This is a genomic window from Propionicimonas sp. (assembly GCF_049840635.1).
Classification (GTDB): domain Bacteria; phylum Actinomycetota; class Actinomycetes; order Propionibacteriales; family Propionibacteriaceae; genus Propionicimonas.
This window is the reverse complement of the sequence record NZ_JASGKL010000005.1, coordinates 827,965-852,375: the sequence shown is the minus strand read 5'-3', so window position 1 is coordinate 852,375 and position 24,411 is coordinate 827,965. Positions and strand designations below refer to the sequence as shown.

The window sequence follows — 24,411 nt, the reverse complement described above, 5'->3', positions numbered from 1 at the left end:
ACGATGGGGCTCAGTGCTTCTCCCCGGACTCGCCGCCCTCGAGCGACGGCACGTCGTGGTCCGCGCCCTCGACCTCGCCGTGGTGCGCGGCGTCCGCGATCTCCGCAGCGGTGGGCTTGGGCACCTGGCCGCCGGCGTACCACGCCGAAAGGCGCTGCCGCAGCCGGCCCACCTTCTTGCCGTTCGGCGTGAGCGCGGGCAACTGCGGGTGCCGGGTGAGCGTGTACGCCTCGGCCTGCGAGATCGGACGGTGCGCCTCGGTGAAGCCACCGTCGGGCGAGCGGACGATCACGCCGGTCTCCGAGCCGTGCAGGACGCGCTCGGCGTCCGCACGCTGCAGCGACAGGCAGACCCGCTTGGTCACGATGAACGCCAGCACCGGCACGGCGAACACCGCCACGCGCATGAAGTACGTCACGGCATTGAGCGAGACGTGGAACTGCGTGGCGAGGATGTCGTTGCCGCCCGCTAGCCAGAACATCGCGTAGCAGGCCATGCCGGCCACACCGATGCCCGTACGGACGGGGGCGTTGCGCGGCCGGTCGAGCAGGTGGTGCTCGGTGTGGTCACCGGTGATCCACGCCTCGATGAACGGGTACAGCGCCAACCCGGTGAACAGCAGGCCCATCAGGCCCATGAACGGGATGAACACGTTCCACGACCACGTGGTGCCCAGGACGTGCCACTCCCAGTTCGGCATGATCCGGATCGCACCCTCGACGAAGCCCATGTACCAGTCGGGCTGCGAGCCGGCGGTCACCTGAGATGGATTGTACGGCCCGAACAACCACACCGGGTTGATCTGCATGAACGCACCCATCAGGATCGTCACGCCGAACACGATGAAGAAGAAGCCACCGGCCTTCGCCACGTAGATCGGGAACAGCGGGTAACCCTGCACGTTGCGCTGGGTGCGGCCGGGGCCGGGCCACTGCGTGTGCTTGTGGTAGACCAGCAGCGCCATGTGGGCGCTGATCAGGCCGAGCAGCAGGCCGGGCACCAGCAGGATGTGCACCATGTAGAGGCGCGGGATCACGATGTCGCCGGGGAACTCGCCGCCGAACACGAAGAACTCCGCCCACGTGCCTATCAGCGGGATCGAGCGGATCGCTCCGTCCACGAACCGCAGGCCGGTGCCGGACAACAGGTCGTCGGGCAGCGAGTAGCCGGCGAAGCCCTCGATCAGCGCCATCGAGAACAGCCCGATGCCGATCAGCCAGTTCAGTTCGCGCGGCTTGCGGAACGCCCCGGTGAAGAACACCCGCAGCATGTGCGCGGTCATGCCGGCGACGAACAGCATCGCCGCCCAGTGGTGGATCTGCCGGACGAGCAGACCGCCGCGCACGTCGAAGCTGATGTGCAGCGTGGACGCGAACGCCTCCGACATCGGGATGCCGCGCATCAGCTCGTAGGTGCCGGCGTACTCCACTTCCGCCATCGATGGCTTGAACCAGATGGTCAGGAAGACGCCGGTGAGCAGCAGGATGATGAACGAGTACAGCGCGATCTCTCCCAGCAGGAACGACCAGTGGTCGGGGAAGATCTTGCGCAGGTTGCTGGCGAGCTTGGCGATGCCGACGCGCTCGTCCACCCACCCTGCCGGGCCGGCGAGCTTGTTGGAGCTCTGCTTCGTCGGCGGGGTGTGCACCTCCAGCGCGGGCGATTCCGGGTTCAGCTCTGCGGGCTTTGCCATCAGCGGTCACCCTCCTGGAAGTCCTTGGACGAGTCGCGCTCGAAGAAGCTCGGCCCGACCGGGACGGTGAAGTCGCTGCGGGCGACGAGGTAGCCCTCCGCGTCCGTGGTGATCGGCAACTGGGGGAGTGACCGGGCGGCCGGCCCGAACACGACCACACCGGAGTTGCCGAGGTCGAACGTCGACTGGTGGCAGGGGCACAGCAGGTGGTGGGTCTGCTGCTCCCACAGGCTGATCGGGCAGCCGACGTGGGTGCAGATCTTGGAGTAGCAGAGGATCCCGTCCACCTGCCAGTCCTTGCGCGACTCGGGGATCCGGATCGAGTTGGGGTCCATCCGAACGACGATGATCGCCGCCTTGGCCTTGGCCTGCTGGTAGGCCGCGCCCTCGAGGTCCTGCAGGTTCTCCGGCTCGGCGTTGACCAGCTGGCCGATCTCGAGCTCGCTGGCCTTGAGCCGGCGGTTGTTGACGTCGTTGACCAGGTGGATGCCCTCGGCCCAGATCGTCTTCTCGATGGTCTGGGCGCGGACGTCGGCGGTCGGCCACGGGCCGAGGTCGGCAAGGCTCACCACGGCGGGGACGACCATCAGGCCGAGCGCGCCGGCGATGCCGGTGCCGAGCAGCTTGCGGCGGCGGACGCCGGAGTCCTCGACGCCGGTGTTCCAGATCGCCGCGGCCTGCTCACGCGCCTCTGGCGGGGAGCCGGCGCTGTGCCGGTCCTCGACCATCTCGGCGTCGTTCATCAGGACGCGCGCCCACTGCACGGCGGACACGCCGATCAGGAGTGCGGCCAGGCCGGCGCTGAACCCGAGCAGGGTGGTCTGCATCTTCAGGTTGGCACCGAACAGCACCAGCTGGGCGTCCTTCGGCACGGCGAAGTACACGACCAGGAACACGAGCACGAGGACGGGCACCGCGGCCAGCAGCCCGACGATCTGGCGGTAGGCGCGGTTCGCCGCCTGCTCGTCGGTGTCGGTGAACCGCGGCGGGTGCTCCTCGATGCCGGGGTCCGCCACGGGTCCGGCCTGCTCGAGTTCGGCCGCGTCCCCGTGCGCCTTCTCGAGGTTGGTGTGGCTCATGCGCGCGCTCCCCTGGTTGCGATCCAGACCGCGAACAGCGCCAGCGAGCCGATGCCGGCCACCCACGCCCAGAAGCCCTCGGACACCGGGCCGATGCCGCCGAGGGTCAGGCCCGCGGACGGGGTCTGGTTCACCTGGTCGACGTAGGCGACGACCTTCTGGACGTCCTCGTCGGGGATCGCCCCGGAGGCGAACACCGGCATCTGGCCGGGGCCGGTCCGCATGGCCTCCCAGATCGTCTTCGCGTCCGCGTCCTGCAGGGACGGGGCGACGACGCCGTTCGGCAGGGCGCCACCGGCGCCCTTGAAGTTGTGGCAGGCCGAGCAGTTGGTGCGGAACAGTTCGCCGCCCTTGGCGACGTCCTCCGCGGTCAGCCCGGACGGGGAGTACTGGTCCTCGTCCGGCGTGGCGGGCCCGGAACCGAGGCTGGCTACGTAGGCCGCCATCGCGGCGATCTCGTCGTCGGTGAAGGTGTTCTCCTTCGGCGGGGCCTGGACGCCGGTGTCCGCGGCGGGCATGCGTCCGGTGCGCACCTGGAAGTCGACGGCCGCCGAGCCCACGTTGGTCAGCGCGGGCGCTCCCTGCTGCGCGAGCCCCTCACCGTTGAGGCCGTGGCACGACGCGCAGTTCACCGCGAAGAGGTCCTTGCCCCTGGCGATGAGTTGCGCGTCCGTCGCGCCCTCGGCCGAAGAACTGGTCGCCGGTGCCAGGGCGGCGTACACCGCACCGACCAGGACCAGGCTCAGCAGGAGCAGGACGGGACGTGCGGCCTTGTGCCGACGCAGGGACCTGCGCGTCGACGAGGACCGCTCTGGCCGCTCTCCTGGGGCCGGGGATCGCATTCAGGTTCCTCCTAGGACTCAGCGCAGCAGATAGATCACGCCGAAGAGCACGACCCAGATCGCGTCGACGAAGTGCCAGTAGTACGAGGTAACAATGGCGTGCACGGCCTGCTCGTGCGTGAACCGCCGGGAAAGGTACGTCCGACCGAGCATCAGCAGAAATGCCACCAGGCCGCCGATCACGTGCAGCCCGTGGAAGCCCGTGGCGAGGAAGAACGCCGACGTGTAGGCGTTCACAGAGGGCACGAAACCCTCGCCGACGAGGTTCGCGTACTCGAACGCCTGGCCGCCGATGAAGATCGCGCCCATCACGAACGTCAGCGTGTACCACTCCCGCAGGCCCCACCCGCCGACCTTCAGCAGCGAGCCGGTGCGACCCACCTGGCCGTGCTCCGCCGCGTGCACGCCGAGCTGGCAGGTGACCGAGGAGAGCAGCAGGATCGTCGTGTTGATCGTCGCGAACCACGGGAAGCTGATCCCGAACCAGTCGTTGAGTAGGTGACTCGAGCCCCACTCCCACATCGGGGTCGTGCCGGCCTTGGCCGCGGCGGCGTTCGTGGTCTCCCGCAGCGAGAAGTAGGCGGCGAAGAGGGCGGCGAAGAACATGAGCTCGCTGGCGAGCCAGATGATGACGCCGACCGCGAGCGGGTCGGGGCGTCCGCGCACGCCGTGCAGCCGACTGGGAGCCACCGGGTGCAGGGCACCGTGCGGGAGGCTGGTCGAGGCACTCAGCGGCGTGGTGTGGGCCATTCCGTCATTATGTCGAAGTGCCGCCGGGATGGGCACTACCCCGGCATGACATTCGGGTGTCGGGATTTGCGCCGGACGTGGGGGAGGCCGTAAGGGGCCCGTCGTTCGTCCCACCCGGAGAGGTGTCCCGCCGGGCGCTCGCCGGTCGCGGGCGCGGGCGGAGTGGCCGACCCGGAACCGTTACGATGGCGCGCAGGCGGACGCGGGGCAGCGACGCCGGATGAGGAAGGCAGATGAAGACGACGGCACGGGTGTTGCTCTACTCCGACGACCGGACCACCCGGGAGCAGGTGCGCCTGACCCTGGGCAGGAAGCTGGCCGCCGATCTGCCCGAACTGGACGTCCTGGAGGTCGCCACCCAGCCGGTGGTCCTTCAGGCGATGGACGCCGGCGGCATCGACCTGGTCATCCTGGACGGTGAGGCGACCCCGTCCGGAGGGATCGGGCTGTGCCACCAGCTGAAGAACGAGATCGAGGACTGCCCGCCCGTGCTGCTGCTGGTCGCGCGGGTCGCGGACGCGTGGCTGGCCACGTGGTCGAAGGCGGACGCGATCACGCCCTACCCGGTCGACCCGGTGCGGCTGCCCGCCGCCGCGGCCGACCTGCTGCGGGCCCGTCTCGCCGCCGAGGCCACCGCGTGAGCTTGACCTGGGCCGGCGTCCTGTCGGACCTGGTCCGCGGCAACGACCTCGACCCGCAGGCTGCGGGCTGGGCGATGGACCAGGTCCTCGCCGGCGACGCCACCCCTGTGCAGGTGGCCGGCTTCGCGATCGCGCTCCGGGCCAAGGGCGAGACGGTCGAGGAGCTCACCGGGCTCGCGAACGCGATGCTCGAGCGGGCGACGCCGATCCAGCTGCCGTCCGAGGCCGTCGACGTGGTCGGGTCCGGTGGCGACCAGGCCTTCACGGTGAACGTGTCGACGATGGCGGCGATCGTGGCCGCGGCGTGCGGCGTCCCTGTCGTGAAGCACGGCAACAGGGCCGCGTCCAGCGCGTGCGGCACTGCTGACTGCCTGGAAGCGCTCGGGGTCGCGATCGACGTGCCGCCGGCCGCGCAGGCGAAGGTGCTGGCCGACGCGGGGATCGTCTTCCTCTTCGCCGCGATGTACCACCCGTCGCTGCGGTTCGCCGCGACCGCCCGCAAGGAGTTGGGCGTCCCGACGACCTTCAACTTCCTCGGCCCGATGGCCAACCCGGCCCGTCCGGCCGCGCAGGCCGTGGGCGTGGCGGACGCCAGGATGGCGCCACTGGTCGCCGGCGTGATCGCCGGACGCGGCCAGCGCGGACTCGTCTTCCACGGCGGTGATGGTCTGGACGAACTCACCACGACGACCACCTCCGATGTCTGGCTGATCCGGGACGGCGAGGTCGTGCAGACCCGGCTCGACCCGACCGAGCTCGGCGTGACCCCCGTCCGCCGCGAGGACCTCGTCGGCGGCGACCCGGCGCACAACGCGCAGGTCGTGCGGGACGTGCTCGGCGGGGCGCCCGGCGCTGTCCGCGACATCGTCGCTCTCAACGCCGCCGCTGCCCAGCTGGCCTTCGCCGGACCTGACCTCTCGACGCCGGTCGCCGAGCAGCTCGCCGGCCCGCTCCAGCGCGCGTACGAGGCGATCGATTCCGGCGCGGCGTCCGCCGTCCTCGACGCCTGGATCGCCGCGACCAAGGCCGCGAAGCCGGCCTGAGCCGCTCTCCGGGCCCGCCTGACGCTCGCGGTCCGGCCAGACCTGTTCGCCGGTCCCGACCCGGACGGCCCCCTCTCGGAGAGCCCATCCACAAACGCTCCCGAAACTCGCAGAAGCTCCCGAAATTTCGGTGGCTTCTGCGAGTTTCGGGAGCAAATGCAACGGGTGGGACGGGTCGCGATCGGGGATGATCGTGGCGTGATCGCGTGCGCGGGGCTCCTGGTCGACCTGGACGGGACGCTGGTCGACCACGTGGGTGCGTCCACGAGGGCTGTCGTGGCATGGGCGAGGCGCCTGCCCGGGTGGGACGGGGACGCGGACGCCGCCGTCCGCCGCTGGCGGGAGCTCGAGGCTGTCCATTTCACCCGGTTCGAGCGCGGCGAGTGCAGCTACGTCGAGCAGCGCCGACGCCGGTTGCGGGGCTTCGACGAGACCTTCGCGCACCTCTCCGACGCCGAGGCGGACGCCCTGTTCGCGGGCTATCGGGTCGAGTACGAGGCCGCCTGGGAGGCGTACCCCGACGCGCTGACCTTCCTGCGTCGCGCCCTGGCCTCGGGGGCGGCGGTGGGCGTCCTGACCAACGGCGACGAGTTCCACCAGCGGCTCAAGCTCACCCGGGTCGGCCTGGACCTCCCGGGGCTGCGCCTGTTCGCGTCCGGAGGGCTCGGCATCGCCAAGCCCGACCCGAGGGCCTACCGCCACGCGTGTGCGGGACTCGGCACACCGCCCCCGCAGACCGTGATGATCGGTGACGACCTCACCAAGGACGTCCTCGGCGCGGAGGCTGCGGGCCTGCTCGCGCTCCACCTCGTCCGGGACGCAACGGGCGATCTCGCTGGCCACGAGTCAGCGGGCCACAACTCCGATCCTTCCGACCCGGTTTGCTCCCGAAAGGCGGCCTTGCTCCCCGAATTCCGGGAGCAAGGCCAGCTTTCGGGAGCAAACGTAACGGGTGGGGCGCGGGGGACAGCTGCGGCCCTGGTGGGCTCGCTCGACGAGGCCGCGGAGCTCTTGTTCGGCGGCTGAGCCCGGTCAGCGGCCGAACAGCTGCTGGACGACCAGGGCGAGGATCGGGCCCAGCAGGAGTGCGGGGCCGTAGGGGAACTCGCCGTCCACGCCGCGCCGGACGCGGGTCGCCAGGCCCCAGATCGCCCCGGCCGTCGTGCCGAGCAGGAACGACCAGAGCACCAGTGTGAGCCCGCCGGTGCCGGCCACCACGCCGATCAGCCCGGCGAGGCGGACGTCCCCGAACCCCATCCGGCCGCCGCTGAGCCGCCACGCCAGCCAGAACAGCGCCGCGGCGCCCGCGCCACCCGCGGCGCCCCACAGGACGGGGGCCACACTGCCCTGCAGCAGGGCCGTGACGGCCACGCCGACGCAGACCAGCGCCAGGGCAAGGTAGCTGAGGCGCAGCGGAAGGTAGGTCGTGCGCAGGTCGATCAGGCCCAGGAGCGCGCCGAGCGCTGCGAACGGCGCCCACGCGGGCCACAGGCTCGGAGCCGTGCAGTCGAGGGCCACGCCCCCGGCCACGGCTGCTGTCGCGAAGACTGTCCAGCGAAACCGCAACGAGTCGAGCTCGATGAACGGCGGCAGGTCCTCGGCCTCCTCGGGGACGGGGAGCCGACGCAGGATCGTGGGGGTGAGCAGTGCGACGACGCCCGCCAGCGCGACGGCCAGCAGGCCGGCCAGCAGCGCGGTGGGCACCTGCGCAGCCTAGCGGGCCGCGCTGCGCCGCAGGCGTCCCAGCCGGACGAGTTGGCCCTCGTCGAGGTCGAGCAGCCGCCGCGCGCAATCGCTGGGGATGCGCCCCGACGCCCGTCCGTCCCGCCCGTACAGGAGTCGCTGCAGGACGGCGGGCTGCACGCCGGCGTAGCTCGCGAGAACCGGCCACGGCAGGCCGGAGAGGTCGAGGAGGCGCCCGACGAGGGCGCGGAAGGGTGCGGCCTGCACCCAGTACTGGTTGTCCACACCGGGAGAAAGTCGAATCCGCGGGGCCCGTGTGAGTGGCCCCCGCGGATTCTCAGCTTCTTCTTCGGTTCCGACCGTTCCGCACGAGGGCACCGGCCCCGTGCGCTCGGCGGATCAGCGCTGGGCGCGGACGAAACCGGCCGCCTGCGCGGCCTCCTCGCTGTCGAACCAGACCTCGGCGATGGTGCGCTCGTACGCGGCGCTCCCCGGGAGGTGGTACTTCATCGAGCGGTCGTTGCCCTTGATCGTGAACCCCTCCGGCGGCTCGTCGCCAACGTACGAGCCGTCACCGTAGGGGCTACCGGCGAAAGGGGCGGCATCGCCGCCCTCGGCCTCGTCGGCCAACTGGTCGAGCTTGTCCTCGATGTCGTCCTTCACGTCCCCGACCTTGTCGGCGAGGTCTGCGGTCGCGTCCTCGGCCTTGTCGCTGACGTCCTTCGCGACGTCGGCAGCCTTGTCCTTCGCGTCCGCGACCTTGTCGGCGAGGTCTGCGGTCGCGTCCTGGGCCTTGTCGCTGACGTCCTTGGCGAGGTCTGCGGCCTCGTCCTTCGCGTCGTCGACGACGTCAGCGACCTTCTCGGCGGCCGCGGACGCCTTCTTCTTCACCGTGTCGGCGACGTCCGCCACCGGATCGGCGACATAGGCCGTCTTCGGCGTGTGCGTCTCCCACCCGGTCGACGGGTCGGCGAACAGCTTGCGCAGCGCCGCGACCACACCGGCGAGCACGGCGCCGGCCAGCAGGATCTTGCCGAAGGTCTTCCAGCCGGACTTCTTCGGCTTCGACACCTTGTCGAGCTCCTTCGCCAGGGCTGCGGACGCGGCGGCGACCTTCAACTCCTTGGCCAGCGGCTGGGTGGCGAGCTCGCGCAGGGCGGCAGCGAGGTGCGGCAGGTAGTCCGCCTGGACCTTCTCGCGCGCGTAGTCGACGGTCGGCGGGATCCTGTGCAGCACGTCCTCCACCGCCGGCTGGACCGCCTTGACCGTGGCATCGACCGCGGGCGACACCTTGTCCAGCGCATCGTCGATGACCGGGTGCACCTTCTCGAAGGTCTCCGAAGCCAGTCGGGCGCCGCGGATGCCGGCGTCCTTCAGCACGGGCCGGACGCGCGAATAGGCCTGGTCGGCGAAATCACCGCCGTCGCGGAGCGCCTGCTCGACGTAGGGAGTGAGGTACTCGACCGCGGTCTGCGTCCCGTCCTCGACCGCGTTGAGCAACTTCTTCGTCTTCACTGTGCCTCCCGGGATGCTCGAATGGAACCACCGTACCCGGTAGCGGGCCCCCTAGACATGGCATCTGTCAGGATGGGGCGACGCTCATCCACCGACTTGTCCGGCACGCGGGCGACGGTAGCCTGCGGTGAGTCTGAACATGTCTGAGAAAGGACCACTCGATGGCCAAGGCCACGCTTCACACCAACCACGGCGACATTGTGATCGACCTGTTCGCCGACCAGGCTCCCAAGACCGTGGCGAACTTCGTCGGCCTCGCGACCGGGACCAAGGAGTACGCCGACCCGCAGACCGGGCAGCGCACCACCGGGAACTTCTACGACGGTCTCACCTTCCACCGCGTGATCGACGGGTTCATGATCCAGGGCGGCTGCCCGCTGGGCACCGGCACCGGTGGCCCCGGGTACACCTTCGGTGACGAGATCCACCCCGACCTCGTCTTCAACAAGCCCTACCTGCTGGCCATGGCGAACGCGGGGCCCGGCACCAATGGTTCCCAGTTCTTCATCACGGTGGACGCCACCCCGTGGCTCAACCGCAAGCACACGATCTTCGGAGAGGTCGCCGACGACGCGTCCCGTGCGGTCGTGGACGAGATCGGCAAGGTCCGCACCGGCCGGATGGACCGTCCCGTGGAGCCGGTCGTGATCGAGACCGTCGAGGTCACCGAGGACTGACTCCCTCACACCGCGACGTTTCCCGGGTTATCGGGGAGGTCCGGCGGCGAAGGATTTCGGAGAGCGACGTTGCCCGGCTTTTCAGGCCTCACCCGAGGCTGAAAAGCCGGGCAACGTCGCTGTTTCACCCGCTGTGTCCGTTCTCAACTGCGAAAGGCCGGGAAACGTGGCGGTCACCCCGGCCGCGCCACACGCGCGTCCCCGAGCGGCGCCGAGGGCTCACGCTTCGGCGGGTCGACCAGCAGCGGCCCGGTCCCGGCCCCCCCCGCGCAGGGCAGGGACCGGCAGGGCGACGCGGAGCCGCTACTCGGCGCCGATCGAGAACGCGGCCTCCAGATCGTGGGTGGAGTAGGCGCGGAACGCGATGTGCGTCTCCGTGCCCTCCACGCCCGGCACCTTGTTCACCTGGTCGGCCACCGTCGTCGCGACCTGGTCGATGGTGCGGACGCGGACCAGCGCGATCAGGTCGACCTTCCCTGTCACCGAGTACACCTCGGAGACCCCGTCGAGGTCGGCGATCTGCTGGGCGACCTCGGGGATACGGGCCACGTCGGCCTTGACGAACACAATCGCGGTGATCATGCGCCGATCCTAATCTGCGCGGACGCCGCCGGGCCGATCCGGACGGGCCAGCTCCAGTCGCCCTCGATCTCGATCAGGCGGACGCCGGGGCGCTCGAGCCAGTCCGCGATCCGCTCGGTCTCCTCGATGATCGCCGCGGGGGCGGGACCGGGCGGCGCGGGGACCCACTCGGCCACGGTGACGGCGTCCCTGGCCACCTGCTGCGGGACCTCGCCGGGCCGGGCGAGGGCGGCGGCGGCCAGGCGGCCGTGGCGCACCACGTGGATCTCCCAGCCGGCCTCCGTGCGACAGGCCGCAACGATCTGGGGGCACGCGGCCAGGCTCGCCAATCGGTGGTGGCGCAACGCCGCGCGGCTGAACCCCTCCAGGCGCTCGGTGAGCACGGCCGCGTCCTCGTAGCGCTGGGCACTCACGAGCCGGCGCAGCTTCGGTTCGACGCCACGCACGACCGGACCCACATCGAGGGTGAGGCAGCGCCGCACCCGCTCGGTCAGCTCGGCGTACTCGGCCGGGGTCACGGCGAGCTCACACGGTGCGCAGCAGCGTCCCATGCCGGCCAGCGCGCAGGCGCTGGTGGGTCGCCGCGGCGACAGCCGGGTCGTGCACTGGCGGATCGGGAAGGTGTCGTACAGCACGAGCATCGCCTGCTCCGCGGCGGCCCGCCGCCGGAACGGCCCGAAGTAGAGGGCGTCGTCGGAGGCGATGGTCCGCACGATCGACAGCCGGGGAAACGGTTCCCTGGTGAGTTTCAGCCACAGTTGACGCTCGGGGAACTTCGAGCGCCGGTTGTAGCGGGGGGAGTGCGCGGCGATCAGCCGCAGCTCCAGCACGTCCGCCTCCAAAGGGGTGCGGCACACCGTGGTCTCCACGGACGTGGCGATCCGGACCATTTCGTCCATCCGGGGCCGGGTCTCGGCCGCGGTGAAGTAGCTCGCCACCCGCCGGTGCAGGTTGCGGCTCTTCCCGACGTAGAGCACCTGGCGCCGCGGCCGTCCGTCCGGGCCCTCGAGGTCGGCGACGAACTGGTAGATGCCCGGGGCACGGGGGACGCCCTGGGCCATGCCCCGCTTCGCGCGCCGCTGCGGCGAGACCCGCCGGGTGAACTCCTGCAGGTCCTCGAGCGTGCGGCAGCCGAGGTTGCCGACCCGCTCCAGGAGCCCGTGCAGGACGTCGACGGTGGCCCGGGCGTCGGAGAGGGCCCTGTGGTTGGGGGTGGTCGCGGCGTGGAAGTGGGCGGCGAGCGTCCCCAACTTCACGTTCGGAACCTCGTCGCGCAGCAGCACCTGCCGGGCGAGCGCGACGGTGTCGACCACGACGGGCTGCGGCCACGGGTAGCCGTGGGCCTCGCAGGCCCGTCGCAGGAAGCCGGTGTCGAAGCCGGCGTTGTGCGCGACGAGGACACAGCCCGCCGAGAACTCCAGGAAGCTCGGCAGTACCTCCGTCACCTTCGGGGCGCCCGCGACCATCGACGGGGTGATGCCGGTCAGCACCGCGACGAGTGCAGGGATGTGCATGTTCGGGTTCACCAGCGTCTGGAACTCGCCGAGCACCTGCCCTCCACGCACCTTGACCGCGCCGACCTCGGTGATCGCGTCCTCAGCGGTGCTCCCGGTCGTCTCCAGGTCGACCACGCAGAACGTGACCTGCGCCAGCGGCAGGCCGAGGTCGTCGAAGCTCGGCTGGAGGACGGCGGCACTGGTCACGATCACGACGCTAGACGGGGCCTGTGACACTGCGGTCGCCGAGGGCGGAGCGTGCGGATCCGCGCGACGGGGGCGGCCCGACCTGACCGAGCGTGCCGGATGCTCAGCAGGTCGGCGCGTCGGTGTGCCAGAGGGTGTCCCCGGCGACCGCGTACAGGTCGTGGCCCACGACGACGGCGGCGGACACGGCGGCGGGAGGCGTCCCGAGGTTGCGCCACGCGTCAGGGCAGCCGAGGTACAGGGACGGAGTCGCAGCGTTCGTGAACACCACGGCCCGTCCGGACGAGGTCGTGGCGACGGCCACCGGGTCGGCGTCGGCCGCCGGTTCGCCGGCCAGCACGATCGGGGCCCCCGGCGCCGGGTCGTCGCCGATCGTGACCGGCCAGACCACAGGGTGTCCGCGCACCCAGCCCGCGACCCAGCAGCTCGAGCCGGTGCCGAGGCAGGAGATCGACGTCGCCCTCGACAGCTGGCCCGCCACGGCCGCGAGGTCACCCGGGACGGGGAGCAGCACTTCGTCCCACGGGCCGCGGACGGCGCCGACGAAGATCGCCGGGAGCTGGGTGAGGCCGCCCTGCAGGCCCACCTCGTCGCCGGCGACGACCAGCCGGCCGCCGAGTTGTGCCAGCGCGGTGAACCCCAGCTCGCGGTCGGCGGAAGAGGTGAGCGCCGGCACCGGGTCCTGCGGGGTCCAGGTCTCGCGCTTGCGCGTCCAGAGCAGGCCGACCGTTCCCGTGGTGGAGGTGCGACTGCCGAAGATCACCGGAGCGCGGTCCACCACGACGGTGCCCAGCAGCGGGCCGGCGTCGTGGCCGCCGAAAGTGAAGAACTCCTGGGGCCGGCTCGTCAGGCCCTCGGCGGCGGAGCCGTCCCAGACCGTGAGCCTGGGGTTGGAGTGGGCGCCGGCGACCATCTTGCCGATCGCGTACACGCGGCGTCCGGAGGCGGTCAGGGCCACCAGGCTCGCCGTCGCCGCGTTGGGGTCGGCCGGGGTGAGCGGGACCTCCGCGGACACGCCTCCGGCCTCGATCACGAACAGCCGGGGCGCGGTGTCGGCGGAGGTCTGGCCGCTGCCGTCCGCCCCGCTCCCGACCGAGCCGCCGGCGAGGAGCGTGTCAGCGTCCGCGGCGAGGGACGCGATCCGGACGCCGTCCGGCAGGGTGACCCGGTCCCACCCGCGCGCGCCCGGTTCCGGGCCGCCCGTCGAACAGCCGGCCAGGACCGCGAGCGCCACCGCAGCGGCGAACACCCTGCTGCGCACGTCTTCAGCGTAGGTGCGGCGCGCGGGGGAGGGGAGTGTCAGAGGCGACCGCAATGCTTGTCGGCATGGACGTACTGCATGTGGATTGCGGCACCTGCCGGGCGCGTGGCCCCGCGTGTGCGGACTGCGTGGTGTCGGTTCTGCTGGGCCCGATGCCGGACGCGCTGGTGCTCGACGACCAGGAGCAGTCGGCGCTGCGAGCGATGGCGGACTCGGGTCTCCTTCCTCCTCTTCGCCTGGTCCGTGCCGACCACGGCGGCCTGTCCGGCACCGGCTGACCCCGAGGGTCCGGGTGGGGTCGTGATCCCGGACCTGACCCGGGATTGCCGGGAGGCGGCTGTCCGCACTGGACGCTGTGCTGGTCGCCAGGGTGGCGGCGGCCCTTCGTGACGCCGTCCCTCGTCCCTCGGGGCGGCTCCTCAGGGACCGTGTCGACTCCGTCATCCCGGGCTTGACCCGGGATCTTCCGGGGTGGCCGTCTGTACTGGACGGGAGCGGCCGGGGTCTTGTCATCCCGGGCTTGACCCGGGATCTCCGGGAGTGGCCGTCTGTACTGGATGGGAGCGGCCGGGGTCTTGTCATCCCGGGCTTGACCCGGGATCTCCGGGAGGGAGCCATTCCGCACTCGACGGGGAGCATGCCTCCTCGACAGGGTGGACCGAATCGGGCGACTACGCCGCAGAAGCGTCCACGACAGGGTGGACGCGGTCGCGTCCACGACAAGGTGGACCGAATCGGGCGAACTCGCCGCAGAAGCGTCCACCTTGAGCCGCCGCTGGTATCTGCTCTCGACAAGGTGGACCGAATCGGGCGACTACGCCGCAGAACTGTCCACGACAGGGTGGACGCGGTCGCGTCCACGACAAGGTGGACGGGAACGGGCGAACTCGCCGCAGAAGCGTCCACCTTGAGCCGTGGCTGGCATCTGCTCTCGACAAGATGGACCGAAACGGGCGAACTCGCCGCAGAACCGTCCACGACAAGGTGGACGCAGGCGTGGCGGCGGCCCTTCGTGACGCCGACCCTCGTTCCTCGGATCGGCTTCTCAGGGACCGTGGGCGGGTGTGGCTCGGGGCTCGGCTCCCAGCGCTACTCCCGGGGCGGTTGGGGCGCGCACCACTCGTCAGCTTGGGGGCGATCAGGCCGAGGGCTACTCCCCCTGGGTTGGGGTGCGCACCTAGAGTGGACGGTCGGTGGGGGACGCCCCGAGGGCTCGCGGGCCGCTCGGAACCGGGCCGAAGGTGCTCCGGGATCCGGACGGAGTTGCCATCCTGAAGTCTCCCCCTTAGGATTTTCTCAGTTTTGTTTCAGCGGGAGGGATTCGGGGCATGGGGGTACAGCAGGGTGCGCGCAACGCGATCGCCGTCGTGGCGGCGACCCTGGTGCTCTTCAGCGGCCAATCGGTGACCACCGCCGTCGCCACCCCCTCTCCGTCGCCGTCCCCCTCGCCCACGTCCACCACGGCAGCGAAGCTCGCGGACGCGAAGGACCAGGTGCAGGCGCTCGAGGAGCAGGCCAGCGAGGTCGGCGAGGACTACGACCAGGCCGCCCAGGCCCTGTCCGACAGCAAGGACCGGCTCAAGGTCCTCCAGTCCGACATCGAGGCGCAGCAGGCCAAGGTCGACGCGCTCGCCGAGCAGGTGCGCGCGATCGCCCTGATGCAGTTCCGCAACCGTGAGGTCGACACCACCGTCCAGATCTTCACGAGCGGCGACCCCGACACGATGCTGGACCGCCTGTCCACGGCCGACAAGGTCGACCAGGACATGAGCGCCACGCTCGCTGAGCACCAGTCCGAGCAGGCCAACCTCGCTGACATGCAGCGGACGCAGGCCGCAGAGACCGCTGCGCTCGCCGACCAGGAGAAGAAGCTCGCCGACCTCAAGCAGGAGGTCCAGGACAAGGTCGACCAGGCGCAGGCCCTCGTCCTGACCCTGACGAACCAGCAGCAGGAGGAGCTGAACGAGGCCGATGGCGGCAGCACCGGCTGGAGCCTCAACGACCTCGACGGCGCGACGGCGAACGCCAAGGCGCTCGCGGCCATCAAGTACGCGGTGTCCAAGGTCAAGAACAGCCAGTACGTGTGGGGCGCGTCCGGCCCGAACAGCTTCGACTGCTCGGGGCTCATGCTCGCCTCGTACCGTGCCGCGGGCATCAGCCTCCCGCACTCGTCGCAGGCCCAGTCCCACCTCGGCCGAGCCGTGTCGAGGAGCGAACTCCAGCCCGGTGACCTGATCTTCTGGTACCACCCCGTGCACCACGTCGGGATGTACATCGGCAACGGCAAGATCGTCCACGCCCGCAACACGCGTTCCGACCTGGTGATCCAGACGCTCGCCTCGTACCCGGCTCCCTGGGCCGGTGCCCGCCGGATCGTCGGCTGAGCCGGCGCCACCGGTTCCGACGTTCCCACCGGGCCAGCGGGGACGCCCTCCGCTCCACCCCTTCCTGACTGCGGTGCTGGTCGCGGCCGTCCTGGGCGCTGCCAGCGGCTGCACGGACCCCGTCGCCCCGACCGTTCCGGTCGCTGCCACGACGACCAGTTCGGCCGCGATCGCCGAACGCCTCGACGCGGCGATCGCCACCGGCTCCCAGACCGGGTTCGTCAGCGCGTTCTCCAGCGACGACCGGACGCGGGCGGTCGCGAGCAGCGGGTTCGGTGTCCTCACCGCGGGCTCCGCGTCCCTGACCTCCCCGGCGGACGGGCGGCTGCGGGCGGACTACCGGCTACCCGGTGATCGCGGGCCGGCCGCAGAGACCGTCCGTTTCACCCTTGAGCCGGGCACCGACCGGATCGCCTCGATGACCGCGGACGGCGACACCCTGCCACTCTGGGCCTACCCCGACGTCGTGGTCACGCCCGCGACGTCCGGCACCCTCGTCTCGGTGTCGCTGGACGCCGCCTCGCGCACCGGGTGGGCCGATCGACTCGACCGCGCGGCCCGCGTCGTCGACGCGGCCGGCGTCGGCCAGGGCTGGACGGGCGGCCTCGTCGTGGAGGTCCCGCCGCAGGGGCGCTTCGGCGAGGTCAGCGGCGCCTCCGCGGACGACGCGTCCGCCATCACGGTCTGCGGCAGCGGCACCCCGCGGATCGTGGTGAACCCCGCGGTCCTCAGCCAGCCCGCCGAATGGCTCGACAGCACGCTCGTCCACGAGGCCGTGCACGTGGCCACGAACTCTGCGTGCGTCGCGTCCGGCGCCTCGCTGGGCTGGGCGGTCGAGGGACTGGCCGAATCGGTGGCCGCGGCGTCGGATCGGGGCACGGCGTCCCGCAACCGTGCCCTCGTGGTCGCCCACCTCAAGGAGCACGGCGTCCCCGACGCCCTGCCCGCCGACCCCGAGAGCCTCACCGACTACGCGCTGGCCCAGTTCGCCGCCGACCAGGTCCGCGCGCACCTCGGCGCGGACGCCGACGAGTTCTGGCAACGGGCGATCCATGACGCCGACAGCGTCAGCTCCGCGGAGATCGCTCGGATCACCCGCTGGTACCGGGACGCGCTGGCCGACCTCGCCTGAGCTCCGGCCGCCGATGGCACGCCAGGAACCGTCCCCAACGTGCCGGAACCGCGCGTCAGCCGGAGTGGGCGGCGAAGAACTCCAGCGACTCGGTGAAGATCTGCTCCTTGTCGTGGTCCATCGTCGCCACGTGGTAGCTGCGGCCCAGGACGCGCTCGGAGATCTCGTTGCTCGACACGTGGCTCATCACGAACGCGGTGGACGCGGCGGGGACGACGTGGTCGGTCGCGGAGCGGAACAGCAGCAGCGGGCAACTGACCAGGTCGAGGCAGGCGCGCACGTCCACCCACATCCGCATCATCGAGTGGGCGGCCTTCAGCGGCGTCCGCTCGTAGGCCATCTCGTCGACGTGCTCGGCGGCGATGTCCGACCCGATGGCCTTGGTCGAGGCCATCACCTTGCTCACGACGGGCACCGCGCGCATCTTGGGGTAGCCGAGGACGGCGGGGTTCACCAGCACCAGGCCCGCGACGTCGTCGGGGTGCTTCTCCGCGAGCCGCAGCGCCAGCGCGCCGCCCATGCTCAGGCCCGTGACGAACACCACGTCGCAGGACGCCCTGAGTTCGCTGAACGCACGCTCCGCCGCGGCGTACCAGTCGCGCCAGCCCGTGAGGTTGAGTTCCTCCCAGGACGTCCCGTGGCCGGGCAGCCGTGGCAGCGACACCCGGTAGCCGGCATCGGCGGTGACCTGTGCCCATTCCCGCAGCGACCACGGCGACCCGGTGAACCCGTGGCAGAACAGCACGCCCACCGTGCCCTCGCCGCTGTGGAACGGCTGCGCGAAATCGCTCACCTGCATGGCGTCATCGTAGGCTGTCCGCCGTGTGGTACGCCTTCTTCAAGAACGTGCTGTTCCGGCCCGTCGTCCGGTTCGGTTTCAAGGCCCGGATCGAGGGTGAGGAGAACATCCCGGCGACCGGAGGGGCGCTGCTCGCGAGCAACCACCTGGCCGCCGGCGACACGTTCGTCCTGCCGGCGATGATGGAGCGCACGCTGACCTTCCCCGCCAAGGCGGAACTCTTCGCCGGCAAGGGCGGGCTCGGGGCGAAAATCGTTGCCTGGTTCCTGAAGGCGATCGGGCAGGTGCCGCTGGACCGGTCCGGCGGTCGGGTGAGCCTCGCCGGCCTCGGGCCCGTGCTCGAGGTGCTCGACCACGGCGGGCTGGTCGGCATCTACCCCGAAGGCACCCGCTCCCCGGACGGCCGCCTCTACAAGGGCCACACCGGCGGAGCGAGGATGGCGCTCGCCGCCGGCGTCCCGGTGGTGCCGGTGGCGATGTTCGACACCCAGGCCGTGCGGACGCGGATCGGCATCCCCTGGATCCGCCGGCCGCGGATCGTGGTCGGGAAGCCGCTCGACTTCTCCGCCTACGCGGGCCTGTTCGACGACCACCGCGTGCTGCGCTGGGTGACCGACGAGATCATGGCGGCGATCCAGGACCTGTCCGGCCAGACCTACGTCGACGCCTACGGCACCTCGGTGAAGGGCGGCTCGCTGTCGGCCGCCGAGGCGGACGCCCGGATCCTGCCCCGTCCCGGCTCCGGCACCCAGCCGCCCGCCGTTGGCGCCGGCGGGCTATCCTGACCGCCGTGTTCGAAGCGATCCCGTCCCTGGCCGAACTGCACCGTCTGGGCGCCGCCCAGCAGCCGGCCTATGCCGACGCCGCCGAAGTCGCCCGCGTGCAGGACGCGCTTCGCCGCCGGCCGCCGCTGGTCTTCGCCGGTGAGTGCGACGAACTCCGCGGCAAGATCGCCGACGTCGCCGCCGGGCGGTCGTTCCTGCTGCAGGGCGGCGACTGCGCGGAGACGTTCGAGTCGGTGACGGCGGCGAACATCCGCAACAAGCTGCGGGTGCTGCTCAGCATGGCCGTGGTGCTGACCTACGCCGCGCAGGTGCCGGTGCTGAAGGTCGGCCGGATCGCCGGGCAGTACGCCAAGCCCCGCAGCCGCGACACCGAGACCCGCGGCGACGTCACGCTGCCGGCCTACCGCGGCGACGCGGTGAACGCGCTGGCGTTCGACGCCGCGTCCCGCCGACCCGACCCGGACCGGCTGCTGGAGGTCTACAACCACTCCGCGGCCACGCTGAACCTGCTGCGTGCGTTCGTGAAGGGCGGCTACGCCGACCTGCGCGCCATGCACGGCTGGAACGCCGACTTCGTCCACAACTCCAACGTGGAGGCCCGGTACGAGGAGCTGGTCGACGAGATCAGCCGCGCGCTGGCGTTCATGGTGGCCTGCGGCGTCGACAACGAGTCGTTCCGGACGGTCGACTTCTACTCCAGCCACGAGGCGCTGCTGCTGGAGTACGAGCACGCCCTGACCCGGATCGACTCGCGCACGGCCACCCCGTACAACACCAGCGCCCACCTGATCTGGGTGGGCGAGCGGACGCGCCAGCTCGGCGGCGCGCACATCGAGCTGCTCCGCCACGTCCGCAACCCGATCGGCATCAAGCTGGGGCCGTCGGTCACCGGGGACGAGGCCGGAGCGCTGGTCGACCGGCTCGACCCCGACCACGAGCCCGGGCGGCTGACCGTGATCACCCGGATGGGCGCGGAGCGGATCCGGGACGCGCTGCCGCCGATCGTCGAGGCCGTTGAGAGCACCGGCCGCAAGGTCGCCTGGGTGTGCGACCCGATGCACGGCAACACCTTCGAGACCGCCACCGGCTACAAGACCAGGGCGTTCAGCCAGGTGGCGGAGGAGTTGAACGGCTTCTTCGACGTCCATGAGGCGCTCGGCACGTGGCCGGGCGGCGTCCACGTCGAGCTGACCGGTGACGACGTGACCGAGTGCGTCGGCGGCGTGGACGAGCTGGCAGAGGCCGACCTCGCCAACCGCTACGAGACCGCCTGCGACCCGCGGCTGAACCGCAACCAGTCGCTGGAACTGGCGTTCCTGATCGCCGACCGGCTGACCAGCGGACGGATCCGGCGGGTCAACCCGGTCCAGGAGTTCCTCGCGGAGGATTTCTGAGGATGATCGACCTGCGCAGTGACACCGTCACGCGGCCCACGCGCGGCATGCGCGAGGCGATGGCCGCGGCCGAGGTCGGCGACGACGTGTACGGCGAGGACCCGGCCGTCAACGCGCTCGAGGCGCGGGTGGCCGCCCTCCTCGGCCACGAGGCCGGCCTGTACTGCACGACCGGCTCGCTGGCCAACCTCCTCGGCGTGTGGTGTCTCGTCCAGCCCGGCCAGGAGGTGGTCTGCGACCGGCAGGCGCACATCGCCAGGGCCGAGATGGGCGCCCACGGCGCACTGCACGGGATCACGATGCGCACCTGGGACTCCGCGGACGGGGTGACCGACACCGCGACGATCGCGCGCACGATCACCCCCGACGCCGGCCCGTACCTGGTCTCGACCGCCGCGGTGGCGCTGGAGAACACGCACAACTTCGGCGGCGGCACCGTCCAGCCGTGGGACCACCTCGTCGAGGTCTCCGCGCTGTGCAGGGACGCCGGCGTCGGCCTGCACCTGGACGGGGCGCGGCTGTGGAACGCCCACGTCGCGACCGGGGTGCCGCTGGCCGACTACGGGCGGCTGTTCGACACCGTGAACGTGTGCTTCTCCAAGGGGCTGGGCGCCCCCGTCGGCTCGATGCTGGTCTCCTCCGCGGCGAACATCGCGCGCGCAAGGGTCCAGCGCAAGCGCCTGGGCAGCGGCTGGCGGCAGGCCGGCGTGCTCGCCTCGGCCGCCGACTATGCGCTCGACCACCACCTGCCCCGGCTGGGCGAGGACCACGCGGCCGCGGCGGCCTTCGCCGCGGAGGTGTCCGCGTCCGCGCCGGACGCGGTCGAGCTGTCCGCGGTGGTCACCAACATCGTCGTGCTCGACACCGGGACACTGCCGGCCGCAGAGGTGGCGCGCAGGGCCGCTGATGCGGGCGTACTGGTTTCCGCGCTCGGCGCGCACATGGTGCGGGCGGTGACCCACCAGGAGGTGTCGGTCGACGACGCCACGACCGCGGGACGCGTCCTCGGAGCCCTCCTCGCCGGGGTCCCGGCGACGTGAGGGCCGCGGTGCTGGGCTCACCGATCGCGCACTCGCTGTCCCCGGTGCTGCACGCCGCCGGCTACGCCGCCCTCGGGCTCTCGGACTGGAGCTACGGGCGCCACGAGGTGCGCGCCGAAGGGCTCCCGGACTTCCTGGCCGGGCTGGACGCCGACTGGCGCGGCCTGAGCCTGACCATGCCGCTGAAGGAGGCCTGCCTGGAGCTGGCCGCCGAGGTGACGCCGCTGGCCGCCCGCGCCCGTGCCGGCAACACCCTCGTGCGGCGCGAGGACGGCAGATGGCTGGCCGACAACACCGACATCCCCGGCATGGCGGACGCGCTGCGTCCGGTCTGGGACGCGGCGTGGCGACGCGTCGCCGTCCTCGGTGCCGGGGCCACCGCCCGATCGGCACTGCTCGCGCTCACCGACCTCGGCGTGACTGCCATCGACGTGTACGCCCGCGACCTCGGCAAGGCGTCCGCACTGGAGGCCTGGGCGCCGCCCGGGGTCGAGATCACCCCGTTACCGCTGGCCGAGTGGCCGGCGGGGGAGCAGCCGGTCGTGGTCTCGACACTCCCTGCCGGGGCACTCGACGACGTCGCCCTGCCCTCCCCGCGGCTGGGCCTGGTCTTCGACGTGGTCTACGCCGGCTGGCCGACCCCGCTCGCCCGGTCCGCGGAAGCGGCGGGCATGGCCGTGGTCGGCGGCCTCGACCTGCTCGTCCACCAGGCCGCGCGCCAGTTCACGCTGTTCACCGGCAGGGGGGCACCGCTGGACGCCATGTTCGCCGCAGGGCGGGAGGCGGTCGGCGGAGGGTCCGGGGCAACGCGGGAACAGCCCGGGTCGCCCGCACCGGAGGAGTCGGCATGATCGTCCTGGTCGGCTTCATGGGCGCGGGCAAGACGACCGTCGGTCGGCTGCTGGCCGGCGAGCTGGGGGTGCCGTTCGTCGACGCGGACGAGGCGATCGAGGCCGCGCAGGGACGCAGCGTCCCCGAGATCTTCGCCGCCGAGGGCGAGGAAGGCTTCCGCCGGATCGAGGCGGAGACGATCGCCGGGCTGCTGGCCGCCGACGACATCGTGCTCGCCCTGGGTGGGGGCGCGCTGGGCAGTGAGCGCGTCCGGGACGCGGTCACCGCCCACCGGGTCGTCCTGCTCGACGTCCCGCTGGCCGAGGCGCTGGCCCGGGTCGGCGGGGACACCAACCGCCCGATGCTGCGCAACCCCGACCTGCCCGCCCTCTACGAGGGCAGGCAGCAGGCCTACCGGGACGCCGCCCACCACGTGGTCGGCGCCGACGGCCTCGCTCCACGCGAGGTCGTCGACGCCGTCCTGGCAGCGCTCGGACGCCACGACCTCACTTGATCGTGAAGGCCACCTTCTTGCTGCCGGTGACGTAACCCGGCGCGACCAGGTCGAACCACGCAACCGACGAGCCGGACTTGAGCTTGTACCGCAGCGCGCCGGAGACCTCGTCGCGCACGGGGAGCGCGTCGAGGTCGGCCAGCAGGTCGTCGAAGGTCTCCTCGGAGTCGGAGTCCTCGGACCAGTCCTCGCACTCGTCCTCGTCGCAGAACTCGTCCGCGTCACTCGTCGCCTGCAGGGTGAACGTCCCGCTGGTCTTCGCCTTCTTCGACAGCTTGGCGGTGAACGGGTCCCCGTAGACCTTGCCCTTCGGCGTGTCGTTCGTGACCACGGAGTACACCGGGCGGAGCTGGTAGGTGGTGGCCGCCTTGAGCTTCGCCCCGCTCAGGGTGCTCCAGCTTCCCGAAGTGCCCTGGACCTGGACGCCGGAGGCCCGGTAGGACAGGGCGTCCGCGCTGAGGAGTTGCAGGGTCACCGTGACGCCCGTGATCGTGACATCCTCGAGGCCGCTGTCGCCGATCGTCCAGACATCCTCGGCGGGGTAGGTCGCCGCGGCGTCGGGGAAGTAGTAGGCGTCCTCGACGTACATCGAGTTCGTGAGGCTCTGCTGTTCGCCGGACTCACGGGTGAACTCGATCGTCCAGCTGATCTTCGCCGTCCCCGAACCGTACTGGTCGAGCTGCTCGTACGCCGCCTGGCCGACGAGGGCGCCCACGGCGGACGCCAGGACCTCGGGGTCGGCGACGTCCATGCTGTAGGTGTCCACCGGTGTCCCTGCGGCGTTGGTCACGTTCACCGTGACGGGCGTCGCTGTGGTGGTGCCCAGCGCTCCGCGGATCCCGAAGTAGCGGTCCTGGGTGATCGTGCCCACGGGCTCACCGAAGGCGGACACCTGCTTGTACGACCCGTAGGTTCCGGTCGCGTCCGGGACGATCAAAGCGGTGGACGCGTTGGACATGAACAGGTTGGTCTTGCCGGCGAAGTTCATCGGGTGGCCGAAAGCCCACACGGTGTCGCCACACACGGCGGTCACGGTGCCGACGGCACTGGCGATCAGGTCGCCGCTGGTGTAGCTGGCCGCGATCGTGCCGCCCGCGACCAGGGGTGCGGTCAGGTCGTCGTTCACGGCGGCGGCGGGCAGGAACGTCCCGCTGCGCAGCGAGGCCGCCGCCTTGGCCGTGCGCGGCGTGCGGGCCAGCGTCCGGTTGGTGAAGGCGTTCTGCTGGGTGCCGGCCGGGCCGGCCACCTGGACCGTCTTCGCCGGTGCGAACGTGCTGCCGGTCAGCGCGGAGGTGGTGGCGGCCGTCGCGGTGCGGAGGTTGGCGGCGCTGACCCGGATCTTCGTCGACGCGGTGCCCAGTGCCGTGGTGCCGATCGTCTTCATGTACTCCGCAGGCGTGACGCCCGCGACCGGAAGGTTGTCGCCATTGAGCGAGTAGGAGACCGCGCCGATGAGGCGTCCGTCGGTCGTGTAGACCGGGGAGCCCGACATGCCGGCCCAGATGCCCGCGGCCTTGAGGCCGGCGGTGCCGTCGATGACGGGGCTGCTCAGCGTGAACAGCAACATGTCCTTGCCCTTGCCGAGGCCGTCGGCGATGTAGCCGGTGTAGGTCCCGGTGAAGCCGCTCGGGGTGGTGCCGCTGGTCACGGTGAGACCGGTGACGGCCGTCCCCGCGCTGAACGACTCCACCTCCGAGACGGGCGCGTACGGGACGGTGTCGTCCGCGCAGAAATAGGTGGTGGCGGCGTGCGCGGCCGGCGTCCCTGTGAAGCTGAGGCCGATCGCCAGGGCTCCGGCCGCGAGGCCTGCCAGCAATCGGGACGGGCGGGGCCTGGATCCCCGGGATGGGTGGGTCATGGTTGGATTCCCTTCGTGTGTGCGCTCGCGGCGACGCGGTCGCGTCACCACTCTGAACCGCGACGGCCCCTTCCGGATACGACACGCAGGAAGTCGGACGGTTTCGTGCACCCGGTGGCACGCATCGAACCCGCCCGGTGTTGCACCCGTAGCCTGTCATCCCGGGCTCGACCCGGGATCTCTGGCAGCTGTCCGTGTCCCTGTC

Annotated in this window: 24 protein-coding genes; 12 read left to right on the top strand and 12 right to left on the bottom strand. The window is 71.4% G+C overall.

Features of this window, described 5'->3' with window-relative positions:
* Positions 1 to 10: 10 nt before the first annotated feature.
* The 4 genes from qcrB to ctaE are packed head-to-tail and all read right to left on the bottom strand — an operon-like array spanning position 11 to position 4,364.
* A complete protein-coding gene (gene qcrB, locus QM779_RS09855) occupies positions 11 to 1,693 on the bottom strand; it encodes a cytochrome bc1 complex cytochrome b subunit (RefSeq protein WP_428534677.1) in 1,683 nt (560 codons plus the stop codon).
* A complete protein-coding gene (gene qcrA, locus QM779_RS09850; protein ID WP_428534675.1) occupies positions 1,693 to 2,772 on the bottom strand; it encodes a cytochrome bc1 complex Rieske iron-sulfur subunit in 1,080 nt (359 codons plus the stop codon). The genes qcrB and qcrA overlap by 1 nt, the downstream gene beginning before the upstream one ends.
* On the bottom strand, positions 2,769 to 3,614 hold the full coding sequence (gene qcrC / locus QM779_RS09845) for a cytochrome bc1 complex diheme cytochrome c subunit (protein ID WP_428534673.1): 846 nt from the start codon (positions 3,612 to 3,614) through the stop codon (positions 2,769 to 2,771). Before qcrC ends, qcrA begins: the two co-directional genes overlap by 4 nt.
* Before the next feature lie 18 nt (positions 3,615 to 3,632).
* Complete coding sequence (gene ctaE / locus QM779_RS09840; protein WP_415152499.1) at positions 3,633 to 4,364, bottom strand: aa3-type cytochrome oxidase subunit III; 732 nt, start codon at positions 4,362 to 4,364, stop codon at positions 3,633 to 3,635.
* A gap of 233 nt (positions 4,365 to 4,597) precedes the next feature.
* On the opposite strand from ctaE, the gene QM779_RS09835 reads away from it, so the two are divergent.
* From QM779_RS09835 to QM779_RS09825, 3 genes are all read left to right on the top strand, one after another.
* Positions 4,598 to 5,005 (top strand): response regulator, encoded by a 408-nt coding sequence (locus QM779_RS09835; protein ID WP_428534671.1) that lies wholly within the window; start codon positions 4,598 to 4,600, stop codon positions 5,003 to 5,005.
* Entirely contained in the window at positions 5,002 to 6,048 is a 1,047-nt protein-coding gene (gene trpD, locus QM779_RS09830) for an anthranilate phosphoribosyltransferase (RefSeq protein WP_428534669.1), read from the top strand. The genes QM779_RS09835 and trpD overlap by 4 nt, the downstream gene beginning before the upstream one ends.
* 156 nt (positions 6,049 to 6,204) lie before the next feature.
* The gene (locus QM779_RS09825) at positions 6,205 to 7,074 is read left to right on the top strand and encodes an HAD family hydrolase (RefSeq protein ID WP_428534667.1); all 870 of its coding nucleotides are present in this window, start codon (positions 6,205 to 6,207) and stop codon (positions 7,072 to 7,074) included.
* A 6-nt stretch (positions 7,075 to 7,080) separates the two neighbouring features.
* Here QM779_RS09825 and QM779_RS09820 read toward each other — a convergent pair whose 3' ends face one another.
* The 3 genes from QM779_RS09820 to QM779_RS09810 form a co-directional block, all read right to left on the bottom strand.
* Positions 7,081 to 7,752, bottom strand: a complete 672-nt coding sequence (locus tag QM779_RS09820) for a prepilin peptidase (protein WP_428534665.1) — start codon at positions 7,750 to 7,752, stop codon at positions 7,081 to 7,083.
* 9 nt (positions 7,753 to 7,761) lie between these two features.
* Positions 7,762 to 8,016, bottom strand: a complete 255-nt coding sequence (locus tag QM779_RS09815; protein ID WP_428534663.1) for a hypothetical protein — start codon at positions 8,014 to 8,016, stop codon at positions 7,762 to 7,764.
* A gap of 114 nt (positions 8,017 to 8,130) precedes the next feature.
* On the bottom strand, positions 8,131 to 9,246 hold the full coding sequence (locus QM779_RS09810) for a YtxH domain-containing protein (protein ID WP_428534661.1): 1,116 nt from the start codon (positions 9,244 to 9,246) through the stop codon (positions 8,131 to 8,133).
* A gap of 161 nt (positions 9,247 to 9,407) precedes the next feature.
* Here QM779_RS09810 and QM779_RS09805 point away from each other — a divergent pair, with 161 nt between their 5' ends.
* A complete protein-coding gene (locus QM779_RS09805; RefSeq protein ID WP_428534659.1) occupies positions 9,408 to 9,923 on the top strand; it encodes a peptidylprolyl isomerase in 516 nt (171 codons plus the stop codon).
* Between the two features lie 303 nt (positions 9,924 to 10,226).
* Here QM779_RS09805 and QM779_RS09800 read toward each other — a convergent pair whose 3' ends face one another.
* The 3 genes from QM779_RS09800 to QM779_RS09790 form a co-directional block, all read right to left on the bottom strand.
* Positions 10,227 to 10,505, bottom strand: coding sequence for an Lrp/AsnC family transcriptional regulator (locus tag QM779_RS09800; protein ID WP_415152493.1), 279 nt, complete (start codon positions 10,503 to 10,505; stop codon positions 10,227 to 10,229).
* Positions 10,502 to 12,208 carry a DEDD exonuclease domain-containing protein gene (locus tag QM779_RS09795; protein WP_428534657.1) on the bottom strand — a complete coding sequence of 569 codons (1,707 nt, stop codon included), beginning with the start codon at positions 12,206 to 12,208 and terminating at the stop codon, positions 10,502 to 10,504. The genes QM779_RS09800 and QM779_RS09795 overlap by 4 nt, the downstream gene beginning before the upstream one ends.
* Before the next feature lie 103 nt (positions 12,209 to 12,311).
* On the bottom strand, positions 12,312 to 13,469 hold the full coding sequence (locus QM779_RS09790; protein ID WP_428534655.1) for a hypothetical protein: 1,158 nt from the start codon (positions 13,467 to 13,469) through the stop codon (positions 12,312 to 12,314).
* Positions 13,470 to 13,534: 65 nt separating this feature from the next.
* Here QM779_RS09790 and QM779_RS09785 point away from each other — a divergent pair, with 65 nt between their 5' ends.
* From QM779_RS09785 to QM779_RS09775, 3 genes are all read left to right on the top strand, one after another.
* Positions 13,535 to 13,747: a hypothetical protein gene (locus QM779_RS09785; protein WP_428534653.1), complete on the top strand. Its 213-nt coding sequence runs from the start codon at positions 13,535 to 13,537 to the stop codon at positions 13,745 to 13,747.
* A gap of 1,050 nt (positions 13,748 to 14,797) precedes the next feature.
* Positions 14,798 to 15,853 carry an NlpC/P60 family protein gene (locus tag QM779_RS09780; protein WP_428534651.1) on the top strand — a complete coding sequence of 352 codons (1,056 nt, stop codon included), beginning with the start codon at positions 14,798 to 14,800 and terminating at the stop codon, positions 15,851 to 15,853.
* Between the two features lie 73 nt (positions 15,854 to 15,926).
* A complete protein-coding gene (locus QM779_RS09775; protein WP_428534649.1) occupies positions 15,927 to 16,985 on the top strand; it encodes a hypothetical protein in 1,059 nt (352 codons plus the stop codon).
* 55 nt (positions 16,986 to 17,040) lie between these two features.
* Here the strand turns inward: QM779_RS09775 and QM779_RS09770 are convergent, their stop codons facing one another.
* Positions 17,041 to 17,784 carry an alpha/beta hydrolase gene (locus tag QM779_RS09770; protein WP_428534647.1) on the bottom strand — a complete coding sequence of 248 codons (744 nt, stop codon included), beginning with the start codon at positions 17,782 to 17,784 and terminating at the stop codon, positions 17,041 to 17,043.
* Between the two features lie 23 nt (positions 17,785 to 17,807).
* Here QM779_RS09770 and QM779_RS09765 point away from each other — a divergent pair, with 23 nt between their 5' ends.
* Genes QM779_RS09765 through QM779_RS09745 form a run of 5 tightly spaced genes read left to right on the top strand, consistent with a single transcriptional unit; the run spans position 17,808 to position 22,348 of the window.
* A complete protein-coding gene (locus QM779_RS09765) occupies positions 17,808 to 18,569 on the top strand; it encodes a lysophospholipid acyltransferase family protein (RefSeq protein WP_428534645.1) in 762 nt (253 codons plus the stop codon).
* A 5-nt stretch (positions 18,570 to 18,574) separates the two neighbouring features.
* Positions 18,575 to 19,963, top strand: a complete 1,389-nt coding sequence (locus QM779_RS09760) for a class II 3-deoxy-7-phosphoheptulonate synthase (protein ID WP_428534643.1) — start codon at positions 18,575 to 18,577, stop codon at positions 19,961 to 19,963.
* A gap of 2 nt (positions 19,964 to 19,965) precedes the next feature.
* Positions 19,966 to 21,003, top strand: a complete 1,038-nt coding sequence (locus tag QM779_RS09755; protein ID WP_428534641.1) for a threonine aldolase family protein — start codon at positions 19,966 to 19,968, stop codon at positions 21,001 to 21,003.
* An 8-nt stretch (positions 21,004 to 21,011) separates the two neighbouring features.
* Positions 21,012 to 21,854, top strand: a complete 843-nt coding sequence (locus QM779_RS09750; protein ID WP_428534639.1) for a shikimate dehydrogenase — start codon at positions 21,012 to 21,014, stop codon at positions 21,852 to 21,854.
* On the top strand, positions 21,851 to 22,348 hold the full coding sequence (locus tag QM779_RS09745; protein ID WP_428534637.1) for a shikimate kinase: 498 nt from the start codon (positions 21,851 to 21,853) through the stop codon (positions 22,346 to 22,348). Before QM779_RS09750 ends, QM779_RS09745 begins: the two co-directional genes overlap by 4 nt.
* Here QM779_RS09745 and QM779_RS09740 read toward each other — a convergent pair.
* Entirely contained in the window at positions 22,341 to 24,206 is a 1,866-nt protein-coding gene (locus QM779_RS09740; RefSeq protein ID WP_428534635.1) for a hypothetical protein, read from the bottom strand. The two genes, QM779_RS09745 and QM779_RS09740, sit on opposite strands and share 8 nt — an antisense overlap.
* Between the last annotated feature and the right edge of the window lie 205 nt (positions 24,207 to 24,411).